Origin of the sequence: Glycomyces sp. NPDC049804 (genome assembly GCF_040674615.1) — a bacterium.
In the GTDB taxonomy this organism is placed as follows: Bacteria; Actinomycetota; Actinomycetes; order Mycobacteriales; family Micromonosporaceae; genus Glycomyces; species Glycomyces niveus.
In genome coordinates, this window is the sequence record NZ_JBFAMQ010000020.1 from 25450 (window position 1) to 46170 (window position 20721).

Annotated in this window: 18 protein-coding genes; 6 read left to right on the forward strand and 12 right to left on the reverse strand. The window is 69.8% G+C overall.

The features are described from left to right. Positions 1–116: 116 nt before the first annotated feature. From AB0K52_RS22995 to AB0K52_RS23010, 4 genes are all read right to left on the reverse strand, one after another. On the reverse strand, positions 117–1829 hold the full coding sequence (locus AB0K52_RS22995) for a protein kinase (RefSeq protein WP_363535940.1): 1713 nt from the start codon (positions 1827–1829) through the stop codon (positions 117–119). Between the two features lie 127 nt (positions 1830–1956). Beyond that, positions 1957–2379, reverse strand: a complete 423-nt coding sequence (locus AB0K52_RS23000; RefSeq protein ID WP_363535943.1) for a hypothetical protein — start codon at positions 2377–2379, stop codon at positions 1957–1959. A gap of 119 nt (positions 2380–2498) precedes the next feature. After that, the gene (locus tag AB0K52_RS23005) at positions 2499–2966 is read right to left on the reverse strand and encodes a ribose-5-phosphate isomerase (protein WP_208493884.1); all 468 of its coding nucleotides are present in this window, start codon (positions 2964–2966) and stop codon (positions 2499–2501) included. Positions 2967–2975: 9 nt separating this feature from the next. Next, positions 2976–4181 (reverse strand): DUF1015 family protein, encoded by a 1206-nt coding sequence (locus tag AB0K52_RS23010; protein WP_363535946.1) that lies wholly within the window; start codon positions 4179–4181, stop codon positions 2976–2978. 102 nt (positions 4182–4283) lie between these two features. On the opposite strand from AB0K52_RS23010, the gene pepN reads away from it, so the two are divergent. Together pepN and AB0K52_RS23020 are read left to right on the forward strand one after the other, a co-directional pair. Then, on the forward strand, positions 4284–6824 hold the full coding sequence (gene pepN / locus AB0K52_RS23015; RefSeq protein WP_363535949.1) for an aminopeptidase N: 2541 nt from the start codon (positions 4284–4286) through the stop codon (positions 6822–6824). Between the two features lie 154 nt (positions 6825–6978). Continuing rightward, complete coding sequence (locus AB0K52_RS23020; RefSeq protein ID WP_363535952.1) at positions 6979–7911, forward strand: hypothetical protein; 933 nt, start codon at positions 6979–6981, stop codon at positions 7909–7911. 60 nt (positions 7912–7971) lie between these two features. Here AB0K52_RS23020 and AB0K52_RS23025 read toward each other — a convergent pair whose 3' ends face one another. The 3 genes from AB0K52_RS23025 to AB0K52_RS23035 all read right to left on the reverse strand — a co-directional run bounded on the left by AB0K52_RS23025 (position 7972) and on the right by AB0K52_RS23035 (position 9539). Beyond that, positions 7972–8406, reverse strand: coding sequence for a DUF5130 family protein (locus tag AB0K52_RS23025; RefSeq protein WP_363535955.1), 435 nt, complete (start codon positions 8404–8406; stop codon positions 7972–7974). Further along, the gene (locus AB0K52_RS23030) at positions 8393–8653 is read right to left on the reverse strand and encodes a hypothetical protein (RefSeq protein ID WP_363535958.1); all 261 of its coding nucleotides are present in this window, start codon (positions 8651–8653) and stop codon (positions 8393–8395) included. The genes AB0K52_RS23025 and AB0K52_RS23030 overlap by 14 nt, the downstream gene beginning before the upstream one ends. A 328-nt stretch (positions 8654–8981) precedes the next feature. Continuing rightward, positions 8982–9539, reverse strand: a complete 558-nt coding sequence (locus AB0K52_RS23035) for an HNH endonuclease (RefSeq protein ID WP_363535961.1) — start codon at positions 9537–9539, stop codon at positions 8982–8984. 254 nt (positions 9540–9793) lie between these two features. Between AB0K52_RS23035 and AB0K52_RS23040 the strand changes: the two genes are divergently transcribed. Then, positions 9794–10828, forward strand: coding sequence for a mechanosensitive ion channel family protein (locus tag AB0K52_RS23040; protein ID WP_363535964.1), 1035 nt, complete (start codon positions 9794–9796; stop codon positions 10826–10828). 76 nt (positions 10829–10904) lie between these two features. Beyond that, a complete protein-coding gene (locus AB0K52_RS23045) occupies positions 10905–11333 on the forward strand; it encodes a globin (protein ID WP_363535966.1) in 429 nt (142 codons plus the stop codon). 244 nt (positions 11334–11577) lie between these two features. Here the strand turns inward: AB0K52_RS23045 and AB0K52_RS23050 are convergent, their stop codons facing one another. From AB0K52_RS23050 to ettA, 5 genes are all read right to left on the reverse strand, one after another. Further along, positions 11578–12414 carry a hypothetical protein gene (locus AB0K52_RS23050; protein WP_363535969.1) on the reverse strand — a complete coding sequence of 279 codons (837 nt, stop codon included), beginning with the start codon at positions 12412–12414 and terminating at the stop codon, positions 11578–11580. A gap of 138 nt (positions 12415–12552) precedes the next feature. Continuing rightward, complete coding sequence (locus AB0K52_RS23055; protein WP_363535972.1) at positions 12553–13350, reverse strand: YbjN domain-containing protein; 798 nt, start codon at positions 13348–13350, stop codon at positions 12553–12555. A gap of 340 nt (positions 13351–13690) precedes the next feature. Continuing rightward, the gene (locus AB0K52_RS23060) at positions 13691–14263 is read right to left on the reverse strand and encodes a hypothetical protein (RefSeq protein WP_363535974.1); all 573 of its coding nucleotides are present in this window, start codon (positions 14261–14263) and stop codon (positions 13691–13693) included. A gap of 22 nt (positions 14264–14285) precedes the next feature. After that, on the reverse strand, positions 14286–14687 hold the full coding sequence (locus AB0K52_RS23065) for a thioesterase family protein (protein ID WP_363535977.1): 402 nt from the start codon (positions 14685–14687) through the stop codon (positions 14286–14288). Positions 14688–14689: 2 nt separating this feature from the next. After that, positions 14690–16369 carry an energy-dependent translational throttle protein EttA gene (gene ettA, locus AB0K52_RS23070; RefSeq protein ID WP_363535980.1) on the reverse strand — a complete coding sequence of 560 codons (1680 nt, stop codon included), beginning with the start codon at positions 16367–16369 and terminating at the stop codon, positions 14690–14692. Positions 16370–16531: 162 nt separating this feature from the next. On the opposite strand from ettA, the gene AB0K52_RS23075 reads away from it, so the two are divergent. Continuing rightward, on the forward strand, positions 16532–17962 hold the full coding sequence (locus AB0K52_RS23075) for a trehalose-6-phosphate synthase (protein ID WP_208493871.1): 1431 nt from the start codon (positions 16532–16534) through the stop codon (positions 17960–17962). Between the two features lie 65 nt (positions 17963–18027). Further along, positions 18028–20622, forward strand: coding sequence for a trehalose-phosphatase (otsB, locus tag AB0K52_RS23080; protein WP_363535985.1), 2595 nt, complete (start codon positions 18028–18030; stop codon positions 20620–20622). Positions 20623–20721: the final 99 nt, after the last annotated feature.

Sequence of the window (20721 nt, forward strand, 5' to 3'; positions counted from 1 at the left end):
AAGATTCCCGCGGCGTTCATTACGGGAAATGGTAGGCGCGATCACTTCGGAAGCGCTGGAGAAAGACTCGAAGTTCCATGGGAAGTCGCGAAACCTCCCCCATAGTGCCGGTTCCGCTACTCTCCGAAAAGATCGGTGATCCAGTCGAACCAGCCGAAGTCGAGCGAGATCCAAGACCAGCTGAGCTGGTCGAGGTAACTCATGCCGACCATGAACAGGAAGACCCCGGTCGCGAGGTGCGCGAGGCGCGCCGACTTGCGCTTGGCGTGCAGCCAGCGGCCCCACAGGATGCCGCCCGCGACGCGGATCAGGAAGAACACGCCGACGGCCACGGCGAGCACGAACAGGTAGCTGAAGACCTGGCTGCCGAGCGTCTCCATGCCCTGCTGGAGGGCCCAGATGAGCCACATGATGAGCGAGAACAGGGCGCCGATCACGGAGAGCTCGAAGCCCTTCGAGAGCGATCCGGGCGGGCCGAGCAGCGGCGGCCGGTCGGCCTTGTCGAGCTCGCGCTCGCTCGGCTCCTCGGGGTCGGTGGCGAGCTTGAGGCGCGGCAGCGGGCCGCGCTCGGGGGACGGCCCGGCGGAGCGGCCGGGCGAGTAGGCGTCGGGGCGCTCGTTCTGGCCGGGCACGCGGACGCGGCCGGTGATCGGCTTCTCCTGCGGGGCCGGGCTCTGCGGGGGAACGCCGGCCTCCATGACGCGGGTGCCGTCGGCCATCACGCGGGTGCCGTCGGACATGACGCGGGTGCTGTCGGCGGGCGGCGCCGAAGCGGGCGTCACCTGCGTGGGCGCGGCGAGCGGCGGGGGCGCCAAGTCGAGGCGGCGGGTCGCGGCGGAGTCGATGGGATTGCCGCCGAGCGGCATCGAGTGCGGGCCGCCCTGGTGCTGGGTGTTCCAGTCGACGCCGAGGTCGGGGAGGTTCGAGCGGGAGACGACGGCGCACAGCTCGCCGATCCAGCGCGGCAGCTCCTCGGTGCGCGGCCGGTTGTCCGGGTTGTCGTCCAGCGGCGCGGTCAAGAGCTCGCGCAGGCGCGGGTTCGACTCCAGGACCGGGTGCTTGCGCAGCCGCGCCCACGGCACCGACTGCTCCTGCCCGGGCGAGTCGGTGCGCGCGCTCGCGCCCGTGACGAGGTAGAACGCGATCGAGCCGAAGCCGTGCACGTCGTAGGCGGGGCCGACGCTCCCCTGGTGCGCTTCGGGCCCGGCGGTCTCGCGGGTGTACGCGATGGTGGTCAAGTGCGCGGGCGTGTAGTAGCGGGCGCCGGTGAAGTCGATGACCTTCGCCGAGCCGTCGGGGCCGATGATCACGTTCGCGGGCTTGAGGTCCATGTGCAGGACGGGGTGCGCGCCCGTGGGCGGGTGGTGCATCGCCCGCATGACATCGGCGACGGACTTGAGGGTGCGCGCGGCGTCGACGCGGCCGAGCCGCCACTGCAGGAGCTGGCGCAGGTCGTGGCCCGGCAGGTACTCGAGGACCTGGAACGGCACCGGCTCGCCCTGCGGGGCCTGGCCGGGCGGGTGCGGCAGCCGGCCGTAGAACGCGTCGATGCGGCGGCAGATCGAGCCCACGTCGCGGCCGTGGAGGTCCATGAGGACCGCGTCGCCCTTGTCCCAGGAGCGGAACTGGTGCTCGCGGGTGTCGTGGGGGTTGAGGCGCAGGACCTTGACGCTCAGCGGCGCCGAGGCGACCCCGGCGGAGACGCGCACGGCCTGGTACACGTCGGCCTGCCCGCCCGAGCCGAGCAGGCCGGTCAGCCGGTAGCTCTGCTCTGACCCCGGCAGGGGGTCGGCCGGTCCGCAGACGAGGTCGACGGTGGCGTGCGACATGAGGTGGTCCTTCGCGATGAATAGATCCGAGCCCATAGCGTAACGCCCGGAATCCACCTTCCACGGCCCCCAGAGGCGGTGCTGTTCGCATCGTCTCAGCTGACAACCCGGCGCGGGGTCCGCGGACTCAGCGCCCCGGGTTCCAGGGGCTGCCGGCCTGCGGCGAGGAGGCCGGGGTGATGCCGCCCGCGGAGGGCTGGCCGTACGAGCTGGCGGGCGGGGCGGGCGCCTGGCTCGCGTTCATCGGCTCGAACGCGTTGCCCGGCTGCTGCTGGGCGGGGACGGGCGCGGGCGGGACGCGGTCGTAGCTGCCGATGGAGGCGGGTGCGGCGGCCTGGCTTCCCGCTCGGGAGAGCGACCAGAGCGAAGGCGAGAGTGCGATCGACAGCACGGTGAGGCCGATGATCCAGGTGTTGAGATGCTGGATCTCCCCGTCGCTGAGGCCGAAGTCGAAGTAGGCGTTGCGGAAACTGAAGGACAGGTACCACAGGGCTCCCAAGAGCGACAGCAGCTGCAGTATGTGGAGGAGAACGCGAAAACCCTTGGACATGTGTCGACGCTACCAACACCGGTCCAATTACTCCAGATGCGCTGTACCGAATTCGCCTGGTTTTCAGGCAACGAGAAAGGCCCGAGCCGGAGCCCGGGCCTTCGTGTGCTCGTTGCGGCTTAAGGCAGTTCGGGCAGCTCGTGAGTGGCCTCCCACTCGGTGAGCATGTCGATGCGGCGCTGGTGGCGCTCGGCCCCGGAGAAGGCCTCGTCCACGAACGCGTCGGCGAAGCTCGTGGCCTCCTCGAGCGAGTGCATGCGGCCGCCGATGGCGACCACGTTCGCGTCGTTGTGCTGGCGGCCGAGCTTGGCGGTCTCCACGCTCCAGGCCAGGGCCGCACGGCAGCCCGGGACCTTGTTCGCGGCGATCTGCTCGCCGTTGCCGGAGCCGCCGATCACGATGCCGAGGCTGCCCTTGTCGGCCACGACCTGCGAGGCGGCGTTGAGGCAGAACGGCGGGTAGTCGTCCTCGGCGTCGTACTGGTGCGGGCCCACGTCGACGACCTCGAAGCCGCGGCCGCCCAGGTGCTTCACCAGGTGGTCCTTGAGTTCGAGGCCCGCGTGGTCGGAGGCGAGATAAATGCGCACGATGGGACCTTAGCCTTTCGGGAGCTCGACGATGGCGAGACCGGCGCGCGCCTTCGGCACGAACCAGGTGGACTTGCGCGGCATCTTGAGCCGCTGGAGGTTCACGTCGATGAAGTCGGGGACCGTGACCGGCGCGATGAGGATCGCCAGGTCGGCCTTGCCCGCGTCCACCTGCTCGGCGAGCCACGACGCCGGGTAGTCGCCGCCCACGTACGTGATGCGCTTGTCCCCCGCGTCCCAGCCGAGCAGACCCGTGAAGACCTCGTTCTCGACCTGCGTGTGGTCGAGCCGGTCCACGACCGAGCCCTCCACGGCGGGGAACGCGATCTCCCAGGTGCGGCCCTGGCCGTAGACGACGACGGTGCCGCCCTCGGCCGGGGTCTCCGGCGGGCCGTCGGTCTCGACGACCGAGGCGCCGATCTGGCCGATCTGCTCCACCAGCTGCGCGGCCGAACCGGGCAGGCCCTTGACGAGGCGGTGATAGGGGCGGATCACGACCGACTGCGGGGTGGTGATGACCGCGAGGAACCGGTCGAGCTCGCCGACCTGCGCGGCGAGCGAGCGGTGGTTGCCGTCGGCGACGATCAGGTCGCCGTCGCCGGCCAGCGCGGTCAGGGCCTCGCCGGCGTCGCCGCCGATGGCCCAGATCTCATGAGAGCGCCCGGCCTCGTCCACATCCTTCGCGACGGGATCGCCGGCGCCGGCGATCGCGGTCTCGATCGCGGCGTGCAGCTCCTCGCCGCGGCTCGACTGGAGCAGCAGCACGGGGCTGAGGAGGTGGCGCAGGCGCTGGTTGAGCTCGTTGCGCTGCTTGACCTTCTCGATGAAGACGTCCTCGTTGCGGATGACCTTGCCGGGCTCCTCGGCGGAGGAGGAGATCTCGGCGGTGTCGACGAGGCAGAACACACCGTAGGCGGTGGGCTCCTCGCCCCCGGAGATCCGGTAGGCGACGGCCACGTCGCCGAACGCGGCGAAGCGCCCGGCTTCCTTGAGCGCGGCGAGGCGTTCGGCGGCGGCCGGGAGGGCCTGCTCGAACGTCAGGCCCGCGGCCACCGCCTCGGGCGTGTGGGCGGGCATCTCGACGCCCAGCATGGACGCGGGGTTCGCCTCGATGATCCGCGTGATCTCGGTTTCGTCGGGGAACTCGTCGTAGTTCTTCGCGCCAGTGCTACCGGTGGAGAGCCAGGCCTGGTCGATCGGGTGTGCAGCAGTCACGCCACGAGCGTAATCGACCCTGTTCGTCGCCGACGTGGCCGCCGAGTGAACTCCCGAGATGTGACACACTTCTTTCATATCCGAACCCTGACTGGAGGCATTGTGGCGGCAACGCACATTCTCACTCGAGACGAGGCTCAGCGACGCGCTGAGCTGCTCCACGTCGAGTCCTACACCGTGGAGCTCGACCTCACCGGGCACGAGCAGGGCGACACCTTCGGCTCGCGCACCGCCGTCAAGTTCTCCTGCACCGAACCGGGTGCCGAGACGTTCATCGAGATCGCCGCCGAGCGCATCGAAGACGCCTACCTCAACGGGGAGCCGGTCGACCTCACGGCCTTCGACCCCAAGGCCGGGCTGAAGATCACGGGCCTCGCGGCCGAGAACGAGCTGGTCGTCAACGCGGTCTGCGCGTACTCGACCGACGGCCAGGGCCTGCACCGCATGGTCGACCCGGTCGACAAGGAGACCTACCTCTACTCGCAGTTCGAGGTGGCCGACGCGCAGCGCGTGTACGCCTGCTTCGACCAGCCCGACCTCAAGGCCGCGTTCACGTTCCAGGTGCGCACCCCGAAGCACTGGACCGTCATCTCGAACATGCCCGCCGAGTCCGAGACCGTCGTCGACGAGGTCGGCCTGAAGGTGACCCTGTTCGAGCAGTCGGTGCGGATGAGCCCGTACATCACCGCGATCTGCGCGGGCCCGTACTACGGGGTGCACGAGGAACACGACGGGATCGGCCTGGGGCTGTACTGCCGCCAGTCGATGAAGGACTACCTCGACCCCGAAGGGGTCTTCGAGGTCACCCGCCAGGGCTTCGACCACTTCCACGAGCACTTCGGGGTGCGCTACCCGCTGCCGAAGTACGACCAGGTCTTCGCCCCCGAGTACAACTTCGGCGCCATGGAGAACTTCGGCTGCATCACGATCGCCGAGGCCTCGTTCCTGTTCCGCTCCCAGGTCACCGACTTCGAGCTCGAGCAGCGCGCGAACGTGATCCTGCACGAGATGGCGCACATGTGGTTCGGCGACCTCGTGACCATGCGCTGGTGGGACGACCTGTGGCTGAACGAGTCCTTCGCGGAGTGGGCCAGCCACTGGGCGAACGTCGAGGCCACCCGGTTCGACGGCGCGTGGACGACGTTCCTGTCGGCCCGCAAGAACTGGGGTTACGGCGCCGACCAGCAGCCGACCACGCACCCGGTGTACACGGCCGCGGGCGACACCGAGGAGATCCAGGCCAACTTCGACGGCATCACCTACTCCAAGGGCGCCTCGATCCTCAAGCAGCTCGTCGCCTACGTCGGCATCGACCCGTTCCTGGCCGGGCTGCGCTCGTACTTCCAGAAGCACCAGTTCTCGAACGCAGTCTTCCAGGACCTGCTGGGCGAGCTGGAGGCCGCGAGCGGCAAGCCGCTCAAGGACTTCGCGGACACGTGGCTGCGCACCGCCGGCGTCTCGACCCTGCGCCCCGACGTGGCGGTCGACGCGGCCGGGAACTACACGAGCGTCACGGTGCTGCAGGAGGTCCCCGCCGAGCACCCGACCCACCGCACGCACCGCATCGCGATCGGCCTCTACGACCTCGAGGGCGGCGCGCTCGTGCGCCGCGACCGGATCGAAGTGGACGTCACCGGTGAAGCGACCGAGATCGCCGCGCTGGCGGGCGTGAAGCAGCCGGACCTGCTGCTGCTCAACGACGACGACCTCACCTACGCGAAGCTGCGCCTTGACGAGCGGAGCCTGGCCACGGCCGTCGAGCACACCTCGGCGCTCGAGGACTCGCTCGCCCGCGCCCTCATCTGGGCCGCGGCCTGGGACATGCTGCGCGACGCCGAGCTCTCCGCGACGCAGTTCGTGGCGCTGGGCACCAAGAGCCTCACCACCGAGACGGACATCAACATCGTCACCGTCGCGCAGCGGCAGGTCGCCGGGGCGCTCGCCTACGCCGACCCCGCGCACCGGGCCGCGCTGCGCGAGTCCTGGGCGCAGGCCGCGAAGGCCGCCATGGAGGCCGCGGCACCGGGCTCGGACCCGCAGCGGTCGTGGGCGAAGGCCTACGCGTCCGCGTCGCGCTCCGAGGCCGACCTGGCCCGCATCGCCGGGTGGCTCGAGGACCGCGAGGTCCCCGAGGGCCTGGCCGTCGACGCCGACCTGCGGTGGGCGCTGCTCACCGGGCTCGCCGGCAACGGCGCGGTCCCCGAGGACGCCATCGACGCCGAGCTCGACCGCGACTCGACCGCCGACGGCCAGCGCCTGGCGATCATCGCCCGAGCGGTCGTGCCGGACGCGGAAGCGAAGCAGCGCGCCTGGGAGCGGATCACCGACCCGAACTCCGAGAACTGGGTCCGCCGGTCCTCGATGCTCGGTTTCGCGCCGCTCGACCAGGCCGACCTGGTGCGCCCGTACCTGCGCCCGTACCTGGAGGCGGTGCCGGAGCTGTGGGAGAAGCTGGGCGCGCAGCAGGCCGTCGAGTTCTCCAAGCTCGCGTTCCCGTCGAACCTGATCGAGGCCGCCACCCTCGAAGCGCTCGACGCGTGGCTCGCCGAGGACCGGCCCGCGCCGGTCAAGCGCGGCGTCGCCGAGGGCCGGGCCGATGTGGCCCGCGCCCTGAAGGGCCGTGAACTGGACAAGTCCGCCTAACACCGGATCCACTCCCATCGGGGCTCCGGGGCTGCCGCGCACAACGGCGGTCCCGGAGCCCTGAGCGCTTCTCGCGCCGTTGGTAAGCTCGCCGTGTTCCACCCCCCGGTGCCTGCCTGCGCCGACCCGGACAGAGAAGAGGAGAAGAGCCGCCTTGTCCGCGCTTTTGCCGGTGACCGTCCTGAGCGCCACCTTGGTCGCGTTGTTCGGGATCGTCCTGCCGCTCCTGCTTCTCGGGCCGGTGCTCGCCTCGCGCACCCGGCCGCAGCCCCAGCAGCTGATGTTCGCCGTCGTGCTGCTCATCCCGACCGTGCTCATCGGCTCCGGTTTCATGGCCTGGTGGGCCGTGGACTGGCTGCGCCGCTACGACGTGCCCGCGCCGGAGCTCACGGGGATCGCGCTGGTCGCGGCGGCCGTGATCGGCTTGATGGCACCGCTGCGCATGCCGGGCGGGAACGGGCCGTTCTGGCTCAAGCCGCTCCTGGGCCTCGCTTCGGGCGTGCTGGTGCCGATGTCGATCATCTGGTCGCTCGACGCCGGGCTGCACGAGGTGGCCGCGGTCGGCATCGGCGTGCTCGTCCTCGCGGTGCTCGTGGTGGCGTTCCGGGTCGTGGCGAAGCCGCTCGCCGAGCGGCGCCAGGCCAAGCAGGCGCGCAGCTCGGTGCGGCGCTTCCAGGGGCAGCTCGTGGACGTCGTCGACACGGCGTGGAGCCTGTCGAGCGCGCGGGGGGACGCGAACCGGATCGTGCTCACCTACAGCGGCGAGTCCGGCGGCAAGGCCGTCGGCGCGGCGCTGGTGCTCAAGCGCGACATGGAATGGGTGCCGAAGGCCAAGGAGAACGAGTCGGCGGTGTTCGAGCTCGCGAAGGGCCTCAACGGCCAGCCGACCGAAGCGGTCCTGGCCCAGAAGCAGATCGGCTCCCCCGCGACCCTGACGATGCGCATCCCGGGGACGACCATCCTGTCGATCCGCGAGACCGTCGCCGATTCGCTCTCGTGGGTCGAGTTCATCTCCAAGCTCGAGCTCACCGAGGCCGAGGATCTCCTCAAGCGCCAGTTCCCGGCCGAGGCCGGCAAGTCGAAGTAGCCCTGAGCAGTGCGAAGGCCCGGAAGCCGCGGCTTCCGGGCCTTCGTCGTACGTCGAGGTCTAGCGGCTCGCGGCGGTCTCCGCGAGCATGCGCAGGCCGGTGATGATGCCGCCGGCGAGCTGGCCGGCGCCGAACGCGGCCTCCATCGAGAAGACCACGAGGGCCGCTGAGCGGTCCGGGATCTTCTCCTGGGCGAGCTTGCCGGTCACGATCTCCAGCTGCCGCTGCTCGGGCGAGACGGCGATGAGGATCGAGCGGTCCGGGTCGGCGAGCTTGTCGTGCAGGGACTCGGCCGCGCCGCGGACCGGGTCGTGCAGCGGGCCGACGTAGACGCTGTAGTGGAGGCCGCCGCCGTCGCGCTCGGCCACGGACAGGGCCTCGTCGATGTGCAGCAGCTCGCGGGTGTCGAAGGGGCCTTCGAGGACGGCCGGCTGGACCTCCTCGGGGCTCTTGTCGACGCCCTCGACGATGACCACCTGGTTACCACTTGCCATGCGAGCCTCCCTTGGGTCCACTGGCGACGGTCGGGGCGACGTGAGCGCCCGACTCGAGTTCGGCCAAGCCGGACTCGCCTGCCACCGCGCCATTGCGGGCGACGAACCACACCGGTTTGAAGTTGTAGGGCTCACCCGCGCGGTAGCGGGACTGCGGCCGCGGGTGCCGCAGGAAGATCACGGCGAAGACCGCGACCACAACCAGGATCGGGGCGCCGAACAGTATCAGCCAGTCCTGGAACGTCATGTTGCTCCCCTAAATGCAGGTACAGGGTGGTCGGCATGCGGGCGCCGACACCCCGCTTCGTTGCGGCTGGTTAGCGGGCGCCGGCCGCCCGGTCGTGCCGGGCCGGCAGGCGGGCTCCTCGGCCTATTTCATCTACGGCTGGCAAGTGGGCGCCGTGCCTGGCCCTCAGACTAATCCAATTACGCCCCTCACATCGCCGCAGGTGGTAACTCCGGTGCACCCGGTCGCACAAGCCCGGGATGCGTTGGTGCGGAGGAGCATGCGCGCGAACGGGGCCCGCCGTCGGTCTCACGACCGGCGACGGGCCCCGCGCGTCCGATGGCGGCTCCTAAGAGAGCCGTGCGCGCTCCTTTCCGTGCTTGGGAAGCCATGCTTCCCAGGCCGGGTCGGGGCGGCGCTGGCCGCGGAAGCCGCGCAGCTGCCAGCCCGAGGGCGGCCGGGGCACCCGAGGGAGGCGCCAGCCGAGCTCGGCCAGGGTCTTGTCGCTCTTGCGGTGGTTGCAGGGGGCGCACGCCGCCACGACGTTGTCCCACGTGTGCGTCCCGCCGCGCGAGCGGGGCACCACGTGGTCGATGGTCTCGGCCGAGGCGTTGCAGTAGACGCAGCGCCAGTCGTCGCGGGCGAACACGCCGCGCCGCGAAGGGCTGGCCCCGACCTGCCTCGGAATCGGCACGTACCGGTTGAGGCGGACCACCGAGGGGACGGGTATGTGCATGGATTCCGAGCGCAGAAAACCGTCACCAGGAGTGACGGTTTCGGCCTTCCGAGTGAGCAGCAGCACTGCAGCCCGCTTGACTGGTATCACGCACAGGGGCTCGTAACTCTGGTTGAGGACGAGGGCGGAGCCCAGCGTGGACGCGTGGTGCGTGAAGAGATTCGGGAGCATCCCTGGGGCAGGGTCGCTGTCGAGCGTGCTCCTATGTCGAGGACCTATCACGGTGACGTACCTCCAAGCCATCGGTCCCGTCAAGTTTGACCTAAATCTCAGAAAATTGCACCCTGGTTCCGTGGGATCTTGAATGACGCGCGAATATCGTCTGTGCGAACCCGAGGCGACGCCGCATGTGGCGGACGTCGGCAAGGGTGCGAGCGGCCTGTGAACACTGCGGCCGCACCCTCATGACCTTGAGAAGGACGAACGTGGAACTGCTTGCCGCCACCGAGGAGGCCTCGCCCTGCGAAGCGGGCTTCAACTCGTGCTCGATGCTGTGGAGCATCACCAAGAGCGAGGGCTTCGCCGTCGACGGCGGCGCGGTCTTCGACAAGATCGGGCAGGTCCTGCTCATCGTCCTCGCGGCCTTCTTCCTCCGCTGGCTCGTCAACCGCGCGATCGGCCGCATCATCAAGCAGGTCACCTCCATCAAGGGCCCGCAGTCGATCGCCGAGCTCGCGGACAAGCTCGGCTCGGGCAACGCCCGCCGCGACGAGCTCCTCGGCGACCGCAGCGAGAAGCGCGCCGAGACCCTCACCGGCGTGCTCCAGCACGTCGCCGGGATCGTCATCTTCTCCGTCGCGTTCATGCTGGTCCTGAGCGCCTTCAACGTGAACCTCGCGCCGATCCTCGCCAGCGCGGGCATCGCCGGCATCGCCATCGGCTTCGGCGCCCAGAACCTCGTGCAGGACTACCTGGCCGGGATCTTCATCCTCATCGAGGACCAGTACGGCGTGGGCGACAACGTCGATGTCGGCGACGCCACGGGCACCGTGGTGGACATGGGCCTGCGCGTCACCACGCTGCGGTCGCTCGACGGGACGCTGTGGTACGTGCGCAACGGCCAGATCCTGCGGGTCGGCAACTCCAGCCAGAGCTGGGCGTACGTGGTCGTGGACACCCCGCTGCCGCCGACGGCGGACATCGACCGGGCGGGGGAGATCATCACTCAGGTCGCCGAGGGCTTCGTCGAGGACGAGGAGTGGAGCGAGCACATCCTCAAGGAGCCCGAGTACCTGGGCCCGATCGAGATGACGATCGACGAGATCAAGGTGCGCCTGGGCGTGCGGACGACCTCGGACAAGCAGTGGGCGGCCGGCCGCGAGCTGCGGCTGCGGGTCACCGAGGCGCTGCGGGCGGCCGGGATCATCGACCTCGGGTCGGCCGGGCGGATCTACGTGCCCCGGACCGTCGCGAACGGCGGGGCCGCTGGTGCTCCAGGGGCGGCCGGGACGACCGCTTAGGTGATGTGCGGCCCATTCGGTGTGACGCGCGCCGGATGGGCTTTCCAGTCGGTCCCGCCCTTGGCACGATTGGGAGATGCCTAGTGACAGCCCGCGCGCCGTGGTCGCCTTGACCCCGACCGGACAGCCTGCGCCCACGCAGTCCTTCTACGAGGCCGTGGGCGGCGAGGAAACCTTCGAGCGCCTGACGAACGCGTTCTACGCGCAGGTCGCCGACGACCCGATCATGCGGCCGATGTACCCCGAAGAGGACCTGGCCCCGGCCGCCCGGCGGCTGAAGATGTTCCTCGAGCAGTACTGGGGCGGGCCGCACACGTACTCGGAGGAGCGGGGCCACCCGCGCCTGCGGATGCGCCACGCGCCTTACACGATCGGCGAGCGCGAGCGCGACGCCTGGCTGCGCTGCATGCGCCACGCCATGGACGAGGTCGCGCTCGCTCCCGAGTACGACAAGGTCATGTGGGAGTACATGGAGCGGGCCGCGGACTTCATGCGGAACGCATGAAGCATGTGAGCAGTATGCGGAACGCGTGAAGCATGTGAGCAGCATGCGGAACGCATGAAGCATGTGAGCAGTACGCGGAGCGCATGAAGCCCGCGACAGACGCGGAGCGCATGAACCATGTGACCAGCACGCGGAACGCATGAACCAAGTGACCAGCACGCGGAGCGCGTAGCGCTCAAGAGACACCAGACGTGAAACGGAGCGGCGGGGAGACCCGCCGCTCCGTCGTCGTGTCAGCGTCGGATCAGACGAGGCACTGGCGCTGGACCTCGCGGTAGAGCTCGTCGTGGGCTTCGGCCCAGGTCAGGTACTCGGCGCTGGCGAAGTCTTCGAGGCTGTCGACGGTGCCCGGGTACTCGTCGGCGATGAGGACGTCGAGCGCGTCGGAGCAGACCTGGCGGGCTTCGGAGTCGGCCTGGAGGTTGTCGCGCTCCAGTTGGAGGGCGACGATCTCGTCCTCGAGTTCGGTCTTCGCGGCTTCGAGCTCGTCGCGTTCGGCCTCGACGGCGGCGAGCCGGTCGGCCTGATCGGAGAAGTCGTTCGCCTTCTCGGAGTAGAGGATCCCGAACGCGGCGGCGGCGATGAACAGCACGATCGCGATGACCGCGAACGTGATCGCGCCCTGGTTGCGGGGCTTGCGCGGGGCCGGGGGCAGCGGCACGGGACCGGTCGGCATGGCGGGCGGTGCGGGCGGTGCCCCGCCCGGAGAACCCATGGGGGGCGGGGTCATCGCGTAGGCGGGGGCGGGCGGGGCCACCGGCGACGGGAGGGTCGTCTGCGGCATGGCGCCGGTCGAGGAGACCGGTGCCGGGGGCACCGCTCCCGGGGCGACCGCGGGCGCCTGGGCCTCGGTGAGGAAGTCGTCGTCCTTTTCGAACGCGGACGGTGCGGGTGCCGCCGGGGGATGCGAGGCGGCGCCCGGGACGACCTTCACGGTCGCGTCGTTCTCGCCGGTGAAGACCGGGGGAGCGGGGAGTTTGGCCGTGGCTTCCGCTTGCGGCGCTTCGGGGTCGGCGCTCGGTGCGGCCGGTGCGGGTGCGGCGGGCTCAGGTGGTCGCGAGCCTTGGGGTGCGGGGTCCATGGGGTCTCCTATCCAATTTGGAGGTGGGGGTTCCTCATGATCGTACCGGCCGAAAGCCGTTCGCACCTGCGCAAAAGCGCCGCCCCGGGCTCCTTTCGGAGCCCGGGGCGGCGGACGCAACGGTCAGACCGGCAGGGTTCAGAGCAGTTCGCCCTCGAGCCACTCCACGAACGTGCCCGAGATCGCGGTGCCGCAGTCGATGAGCTCTTCGAGCAGGGCGGTGGTGATGCCGGGGCGGACGGGGACCTGGATCTCGCCGAAGACCGGGAGCGCGCCCGAGTCGGTCGGCTCGCCGAGGTAGGCCTTGAGGAACCGGCGGGTGCGGTTCCACTCGTTCATGGCCGCGTAGCCGCGCTCGGCCCACTCGCGGGGGACGGTCTGGTAGGCGCGGGCGCGCAGCACCAGGATGTCGGCGTCCGGGCCCTCGGCGCGGACCTGGACGATGTGGCGCTCCCAGAGGGCCACGATGCCGCCGTTCTCGTCGACGAGGTAGCGGATGTCGAGGTTCTTCAGGGCCGCGATGATGCGGTCCGAGTCGAGCGGCGCGGCCTCGTCGGCCTCCTGGGCGACCGCGTCGGCGGCGATCTGCTCCAGGTCGCTGATGAACTCCGGGTCGATCTCCTCGAGATCCCGCTTGATGAGGTGCCAGCGGTCGACCTCGGAGATCTGCTCGCGCTCGGGGCCGAGCAGGAGCTGCTCCGCGGTGAGCTCGTGACGCAGCTCGCGGGAGGCGAACTCGAGGTCGATCTCGAGCGCTTCGGCGTCGACCTCGGGGTCCTCGTGCCGCTCGGCGCGCGGGTTCGGGACCGCGCTCGGCTGGCTGCCGCGCGCTTGGGCGCGCTCGGCGGCTCCGCCGAGCTCGCTGTCGGCTTCGGCGACCGCCTCGGCGGTCGACTCTTGCTGTGCGTCGCGTTTTCTGCTGCGCCACCATGCCATGGTGTTGTCCGCCTTCCCACCCAAAATGCGAATCACTGGCAGTGTTGGGTAATACGTTGGCATTCATGCTGAGCTGAACCATTGGTGCGATTGGTCGTGCTTCGCGGGGCATAGCCAAGTTACGTCGTGTTGCAGTGAGCAGACTAGGGCTCGCCACTGACATGGCACAACCGTCAACCAATCCTGACCAAAAGTATGAACCGTCGCGCGTTTGTTCGCAGGCGCGAACGGGGTACTGTCACCGGTTTCATATGTATCAGAACAGGAAGGGACGTCCCATCCTCCGGACGTCGGGTATCCGTCACCGATCGTGTGACAGTCACTCAGTGTTCTGAATCGGTCACAGCATCGGCAGGCCGCGGTCGCGGTCCCAGACGGTGCCGAAGGTCCCGGCGAGGCCGATCCGCCGTCCCGCCTTGAGCACCCGCACCGGATCCTCGCCGAGGAAGCCCATGCGGCACAGGCCGGCCACGAGCCGGAATTCGACCGGATAGATCCGGCCGTCGTGTTCGACGCGGAGGGTGACGTGGTCGAGCATGGCGTCGCGCAGGCGCCGGTCGCCCACCCCTTGGCCGCGCCGCTCCCGCAGCGCCTGTGCGGCCTTGCGGTCGATCTCGGCGATGTCGGCGGCCGGGACGGTCTCGACGGTCGTCCACGGCTGTTTGGGGAGCCGCCCGCGCCATTCGGCGGCGGGCCGAGGTGTCGCCGTCCCGGCCGCGAGGTCGCCGGCGCGGTAAACGCCGTCGGGCAAGGCGCCGCCGCCGTCGGAGCCGGCCTCGCGCACGGCGAGGACCCCGAAGGGCAGGGCAGCCCAGAGGCGGCCGCCCTGCGCGAGCACGATGGTGTCGGGGTCGAGCCTGGCGGCGCGGGCGGCGAAGGCCGCGTCGTCCCCGGCAGTGGTGGGATCGGTCATCGGAGTGCAGTCACCGCAGGCTTCAGTCGGTCCACTGCTCGAGGTAGACGCGCTCCTCGGCGGTGAGGCGCCGGGGCCGCTGACTGGCGGTGTCGAACGGCACCATCACGGTCTTGGCGCGCAGCGCGAGCTTGTCGTTCGCCATGAGCTCGTAGGCGAACGAGAACGAGGAGTTCCCGATCCGCTCGACCCACAGCTCGACGCGGGTCTCGGCGGGCACGACCACGGGCAGCAGGAAGTCCACCTCGTGGCGGGCCACGACGACGCCCTCGCGGAAGCCGGGGATGCCGGACTCGGCCGCGGCGGAGAACATCATCGCGACCCGGGCCTCTTCGAGCAGCACCATGAACTTGTTGTTGTTCACGTGCCCGAAGGCGTCCATGTCCGACCAGCGCAGGGCGACATCGGTCTTGAAGCGCGCCACGGCTAGTCCCGGGTGAGCTTCCGGTGGGTGACCCGGTGCGGGTTCAGGGCCTCGGGGCCGAGCCGCTCGGCCTTGTTCTTCTCGTAGGCCTCGAAGTTGCCCTCGTACCAGAACCACTTCGGCAGGCCGTTCTCATCGTCGCCTTCCCAGGCGAGGATGTGGGTGGCGACCTTGTCGAGGAAGGCCCGGTCGTGGCTGATGACCACGGCGCAGCCGGGGAACTCCAGGAGCGCGTTCTCGAGGCTCGAGAGGGTCTCGACGTCGAGGTCGTTGGTGGGCTCGTCGAGCAGGAGCACGTTGCCGCCCTGCTTGAGGGTGAGCGCCAGGTTGAGCCGGTTGCGCTCGCCGCCCGAGAGGACCTTGGTGGGCTTCTGCTGGTCCGGGCCCTTGAAGCCGAACGCGGCGATGTAAGCGCGCGAAGGCATCTCGACCTTGCCGACCATGAGGTAGTCGAGGCCGTCGGAGACGACCTGCCACACGGACTTGTCGCCGTCGAGGCCCGCCCGGTTCTGGTCCACATAGGAGATGTCGACCGTGCCGCCGATGTTCACGGTGCCCGAGTCGGGCTTCTCGAGGCCGACGATGGTCTTGAACAGGGTGGTCTTGCCCACGCCGTTCGGGCCGATGATGCCGATGATGCCGTTGCGCGGCAGGTTGAAGTCCAGCCCGTTGATGAGCGTCTCGCCGTCGAAGCCCTTGACCAGGTCCTTGACCTCAATGACGGTGGAGCCGAGGCGCGGGCCCGGCGGGATCTGGATCTCCTCGAAGTCGAGCTTGCGGGTCTTCTCGGCTTCGGCGGCCATCTCCTCGTAGCGGCCGAGGCGGGCCTTGGACTTGGTCTGGCGGCCCTTGGCGTTCGAGCGGACCCACTCGAGCTCGTCCTTGAGGCGCTTCTGGAGCTTGGAGTCCTTGCGGCCCTCCACCTTCATGCGCTCGGCCTTCTTCTCCAGGTAAGTGGAGTAGTTGCCCTCGTAGGGGTAGGTGCGGCCGCGGTCGAGCTCGAGGATCCACTCCGCGACGTTGTCGAGGAAGTACCGGTCGTGGGTGATGGCGATCACGGCGCCGGCGTAGGAGGCGAGGTGGCGCTCCAGCCAGAGCACGGACTCGGCGTCGAGGTGGTTGGTGGGCTCGTCGAGGAGCAGCAGGTCGGGCGCCTCGAGCAGCAGCTTGCAGAGCGCCACGCGGCGGCGCTCGCCGCCGGAGAGGTTGGTGACGGGCCAGTCGCCGGGCGGGCAGCGCAGCGCGTCCATGGCCTGCTCGATCTTCGAGTCGAGCTCCCAGGCGTTGGCGGCGTCGAGCTCCTCCTGGAGGCGGCCCATCTCGGCCATGAGCTCGTCGGTGTAGTCGGTGGCCATCTCCATGGCGACCTCGTTGAACCGGTCGAGCTTGCCCTGGATGTCCGCGACGGCCTCCATCACGTTCTCCATGACGGTCTTCGACTCGTTCAGCGGCGGCTCCTGCGCGAGCATGCCCACGGTCGCGCCGTTGGCGAGCTTCGCCTCGCCGTTGGAGACCTGGTCCTGACCCGCCATGATGCGCAGGAGGCTGGACTTACCGGCGCCGTTGGGGCCGACCACGCCGATCTTCGCACCCGGGTTGAAGTACAGGGTGACGTCGTCGAGGACGACCTTGTCACCGTGCGCCTTGCGCGCCTTTTCCAAGGTGTAGATGAACTGCGCCACGCTGATCCTTCGCTTTGCGACGAGCTGGACTGAACTGACCGGTGTCAATGATGTCAAGTCCACGCGGGTAACCGCCAATCGGGCCTTCGCGGGGACCGTCTGCGTCACCGCCGCCGCCCGCTCGGCGCTCCCGGTAGGCTTGTCAAAAGGAGGAAAACCGAATTGAGCAACGCATCCTTCATTGTCGTAGCCAACCGCCTCCCCGTCGACTCCGTGGTCGACGACGAGGGAAACCGAACCTGGCGCCGATCCCCTGGCGGCCTCGTCACCGCCCTCGAACCCGTTCTCCAGGCCAATCACGGCACGTGGATCGGCTGGGCCGGCACCGCCGGCGAAGCGCCCGCCGCCTTCGAGTCCGACGGCGTCACGCTCCTGCCGGTCTCACTGAGCGAGAACGAGGTCCTGCGCTACTACGAGGGGTTCTCGAACGCCTCGCTGTGGCCGCTCTACCACGACGCGGTCGAGCCCCGCGTCTTCCGCCGCTCCTGGTGGAAGTCCTACTACGAGGTCAACGAGCGGTTCGCCGACGTCTGCGCCCGCGAGGCCGCCCCCGGGGCGGTCGTGTGGGTCCAGGACTACCAGCTCCAGCTCGTCCCCGGGATGCTGCGCGAGAGGCGCCCCGACCTGCGGATCGGGTTCTTCCTGCACATCCCGTTCCCGCCGGTCGAGCTGTTCATGCAGCTCCCCCACCGCATGGAGATCCTCAAGGGCCTCCTGGGGGCCGACCTGGTGGGCTTCCAGCGCCCGCTCGCGGCGCAGAACTTCCTGGCGCTCACCCGGCACCTCCTCGGCTACCGGCCGCGGGGGCACTACGTCACCGTCGACGACCGGCTCGTGCGCGCCGACGCCTTCCCCATCTCCATCGACACCGCCCACAACGAAGAGGTCGCGGGCACCGAGCGGGTCCGTCAGCGCGCCAAGGAGATCCGCGCCGAGCTCGGCGAGCCGGAGACGATCTTCCTCGGCGTCGACCGGCTCGACTACACCAAGGGCATCGAGCAGCGGCTCAAAGCCTTCCGGGAGCTCCTGGAGGACGGCCGGCTGCAGGTGCCGAACGCGGTCATGGTCCAGGTCGCGACCCCCAGCCGCGAGCGCGTCGACCAGTACATGAAGCTGCGCGAGCGGGTCGAGCGCCAGGTCGGGCGCATCAACGGCGAGTACGGGCAGGTGGGGCTCCCGGCGGTGCACTACCTGCACCAGAGCTTCGACCGGTATGAGCTGGCGGCGCTGTACCAGGCGGCCGACGTGATGGCGGTAACCCCGCTGCGCGACGGCATGAACCTGGTCGCGAAGGAGTACGTGGCGAGCCGCATCGACAACCGCGGGGCGCTCGTCCTGAGCGAGTTCGCCGGCGCCGCAGGCGATCTGCGGCAGGCGTTCCTGGTGAATCCGCATGATTTGACCGATTTGAAAGACGGATTTGTGACAGCGGCGAACGCGTCGCTCGACGATAAGATGAAGAGGATGCGCGCCATGAGGCGTTATCTGCGCAAGCACGATGTGAGTCGCTGGGCGCGCAGTTTCCTCACAGCGCTAGGAGTTCCGGAGCGCAGCGCGGCGTACAATCCGGGCAGCCCGCCTGCCGAAGTCTGATACCCGGCGGTCGGGCGGCAGGCACAGACATTTCCGCAACGACGGTGTTGGAGAGATACGCCACGATGACCGCACCACGCCCTGAGGGCCCCGCGCCGGAGGACTTCAGCTCCTCCGAGGAGCTGCGCTCGGCTCTCACTTTGCTCGCCCGTGTTCCGCAGCTGCTGATCGCGTGCGACTACGACGGCACGCTCGCGCCGATCGTCACCGATCCCTCGCAGGCCATGCCGATTCCCGAGTCGGTCTCTGCCCTGCGGACGCTGGCGAACCTGCCGCAGACGAAGGTCGCGGTCATCTCCGGCCGGGCGCTGCGGGACCTGGCGGCGCTCTCCCGCCTACCGTCCGAGATCCACCTGGTCGGGTCCCACGGATCCGAGTTCGACATCGGCTTCACCCGGGCGCTCTCCAGCGAGGACCAGCGGTTGCGCGACAAGCTCGTGGCCGAGCTGTCGGCGATCGCCGAACGCTACGAGGGCGCCCGGGTCGAGCCGAAGCCGGCCGGGTGCGCGCTGCACGTCCGCGAAGCGTCCGAAGCGGATGCGATGCGGGCGGTCGAGGACGTCCGCGAGGGTCCGTCCACATGGGACGGCGTGCAGACCACCGAGGGCAAGGCCGTCATCGACCTGTCCGTGGTCACCACCCACAAGGGCGACGCGCTCGACAAGCTGCGGCACCAGCTGGGGGCCTCCGCGGTCCTCTTCCTGGGCGACGACGTCACCGACGAGAATGCGTTTGCGCACCTGCACGGCCCGGACGTCGGCGTCCGCGTCGGCCCCGGCCCCACCCGCGCCGCGTTCCGCATCGGCGACCCCACCGACGTCGCGAAGCTCCTCGCGCGCCTCGTCGACACCCGCCGGGCCTGGCTCCAGGGCGAATCGGCGCAGCTCATCGAGCGGCACACGATGCTCGCCGACGGCGCCAACCACGCCCTCCTCACCCCTGACGGGCGCGTCACCTGGATGTGCCACCCCCGGCCGGACTCCGGCTCGGTCTTCGCCGACCTGCTCGGCGGCGAGCACGCCGGCCACTTCACCGTCCAGCCCGTCAACGCCGGCATCCCGCTCGGGCAGCGGTACGTCTCCGGCACCATGACCGTCGAGACCCGCTGGCCGGGCCTGTCGGTCACCGACTGGCTCGACTCGACGCCGAGGCGCCGCGGCGACCTCAACGCCACCGTGCTCGTGCGCGAGATCAGCGGCGAGGTCCCCGTCAAGCTCACCTTCGCGCCGCGGCCGGAGTTCGGGCAGCTGCCCGTGCAGCTCCAGCCCGTCGGCGACGACGGCCTGCACGTTCTCGGCGGCCGCGAGCCGATCAGCCTGCGCTCGCCCGGCGTGGACTGGCACATCGAGTACGACGGGCAGCACTCGCTGGCCGTCGCCACCGTCGACCTCGCCGCGATCGGCGGGTCCCTGGTGCTCGAGATGCGCGCCGGCTCCTCGGACCTCGACGCGTGGACGCCCGCCGTCAACGTCCGCCGCCGCACCACCGAGGCCGGCTGGCGCAACTGGTCGGACTCGCTCAAGCTCCCGCGCGTCGAGACCGAGATGGTCTCCCGCTCGGCGCTGGCGCTCAAGGCCCTCTGCTACCAGCCCACGGGCGCGATCCTCGCGGCCGGGACCACCTCGCTGCCCGAAGAGCTCGGCGGCGTGCGCAACTGGGACTACCGCTTCTGCTGGATCCGCGACGCCGCGATGACCGCGAACGCCCTGGTCGACCTCGGCTCGCTGCAGGAGGCCGAGTCGTACTTCGCGTGGGTCGCGGGCATCATCGAGCGCACCGCGGGCCACCCCGAGCGGCTGGCCCCGCTGTACGACATCGAGGGCATGGCCCCGAGCCCCGAGGCGATCATCGACACGCTCCCCGGCTACGCCGGGGCGCGGCCGGTGCGCATCAACAACGCCGCGTCGAACCAGGTCCAGCTGGACGTGTTCGGCCCGGTGGCGATGCTCGTCGAGGCCGTCGCGCAGCGCCGCGGGCACCTCTCGGACTTCGAGCAGCAGGTCCTCGGCAGCATGGTCGAGGCCGTCGCCAAGCGCTGGCACGAGCCCGACCACGGCATCTGGGAGGCCCGCCAGGCCCCGCGGCACCACGTGTACTCGAAGGTCATGTGCTGGGTGACCGTGGACCGCGCGCTCAAGGTCGCCGAGCACTTCGGCATGGAGTACGGCCCCGACTGGCACGAGCTGCGCGACCAGATCGCCAAGAACGTGCTGGAGCTGGGCTGGAACGACGAGGCCGGGGCCTACACGGCCGCGTACGGCCACGACGACCTCGACGCCGCCTCGCTGTGGATCGGCCTTTCGGGGCTGCTCCCGCCGGACGACCCGCGCTACCTCAAGACCGTGCTCAGGATCGAGGCCGGGCTGCGCTCGGGCCCGACGGTCTACCGCTACCACCGCGACGACGGCCTGCCGGGCACCGAGGGCGGGTTCATCATCTGCGCCGCGTGGCTCGCCGAGGCGTACCTGCAGGTGGGGCGCCGCACCGACGCCGAGGAGCTGTTCGAGCAGATCCTCGCGTGCGCGGGACCGACCGGCCTGCTGCCCGAGCAGTGGGACCCGATCGCCGAGCGCGGCCTGGGCAACCACCCGCAGGCGTACTCGCACCTGGGCCTCATCCGGGTGGCGAACCTGCTGAACGGCCAAAGCGGACGCATCTGAGGCACCCTCAAGGCGAGGGCTACTCTGTTCAGGACGGCACGGCGAAGCTTGCGAGCCGTGCATGGACAATCTGCTGCATCCTGACAGGAAGCCCTCGCC

What these genes read in the sequence shown, in the direction of transcription:
- AB0K52_RS22995 (WP_363535940.1), bottom strand. Translation starts at nt 1,829, where the DNA reads ATGTCGCACGCCACCGTCGACCTCGTCTGCGGACCGGCCGACCCCCTG.
- AB0K52_RS23000 (WP_363535943.1), bottom strand. Translation starts at nt 2,379, where the DNA reads ATGTCCAAGGGTTTTCGCGTTCTCCTCCACATACTGCAGCTGCTGTCG.
- AB0K52_RS23025 (WP_363535955.1), bottom strand. Translation starts at nt 8,406, where the DNA reads ATGGCAAGTGGTAACCAGGTGGTCATCGTCGAGGGCGTCGACAAGAGC.
- AB0K52_RS23030 (WP_363535958.1), bottom strand. Translation starts at nt 8,653, where the DNA reads ATGACGTTCCAGGACTGGCTGATACTGTTCGGCGCCCCGATCCTGGTT.
- AB0K52_RS23035 (WP_363535961.1), bottom strand. Translation starts at nt 9,539, where the DNA reads ATGCTCCCGAATCTCTTCACGCACCACGCGTCCACGCTGGGCTCCGCC.
- AB0K52_RS23045 (WP_363535966.1), top strand. Translation starts at nt 10,905, where the DNA reads ATGCCTAGTGACAGCCCGCGCGCCGTGGTCGCCTTGACCCCGACCGGA.
- AB0K52_RS23050 (WP_363535969.1), bottom strand. Translation starts at nt 12,414, where the DNA reads ATGGACCCCGCACCCCAAGGCTCGCGACCACCTGAGCCCGCCGCACCC.
- AB0K52_RS23055 (WP_363535972.1), bottom strand. Translation starts at nt 13,350, where the DNA reads ATGGCATGGTGGCGCAGCAGAAAACGCGACGCACAGCAAGAGTCGACC.
- AB0K52_RS23060 (WP_363535974.1), bottom strand. Translation starts at nt 14,263, where the DNA reads ATGACCGATCCCACCACTGCCGGGGACGACGCGGCCTTCGCCGCCCGC.
- otsB (WP_363535985.1), top strand. Translation starts at nt 18,028, where the DNA reads ATGACCGCACCACGCCCTGAGGGCCCCGCGCCGGAGGACTTCAGCTCC.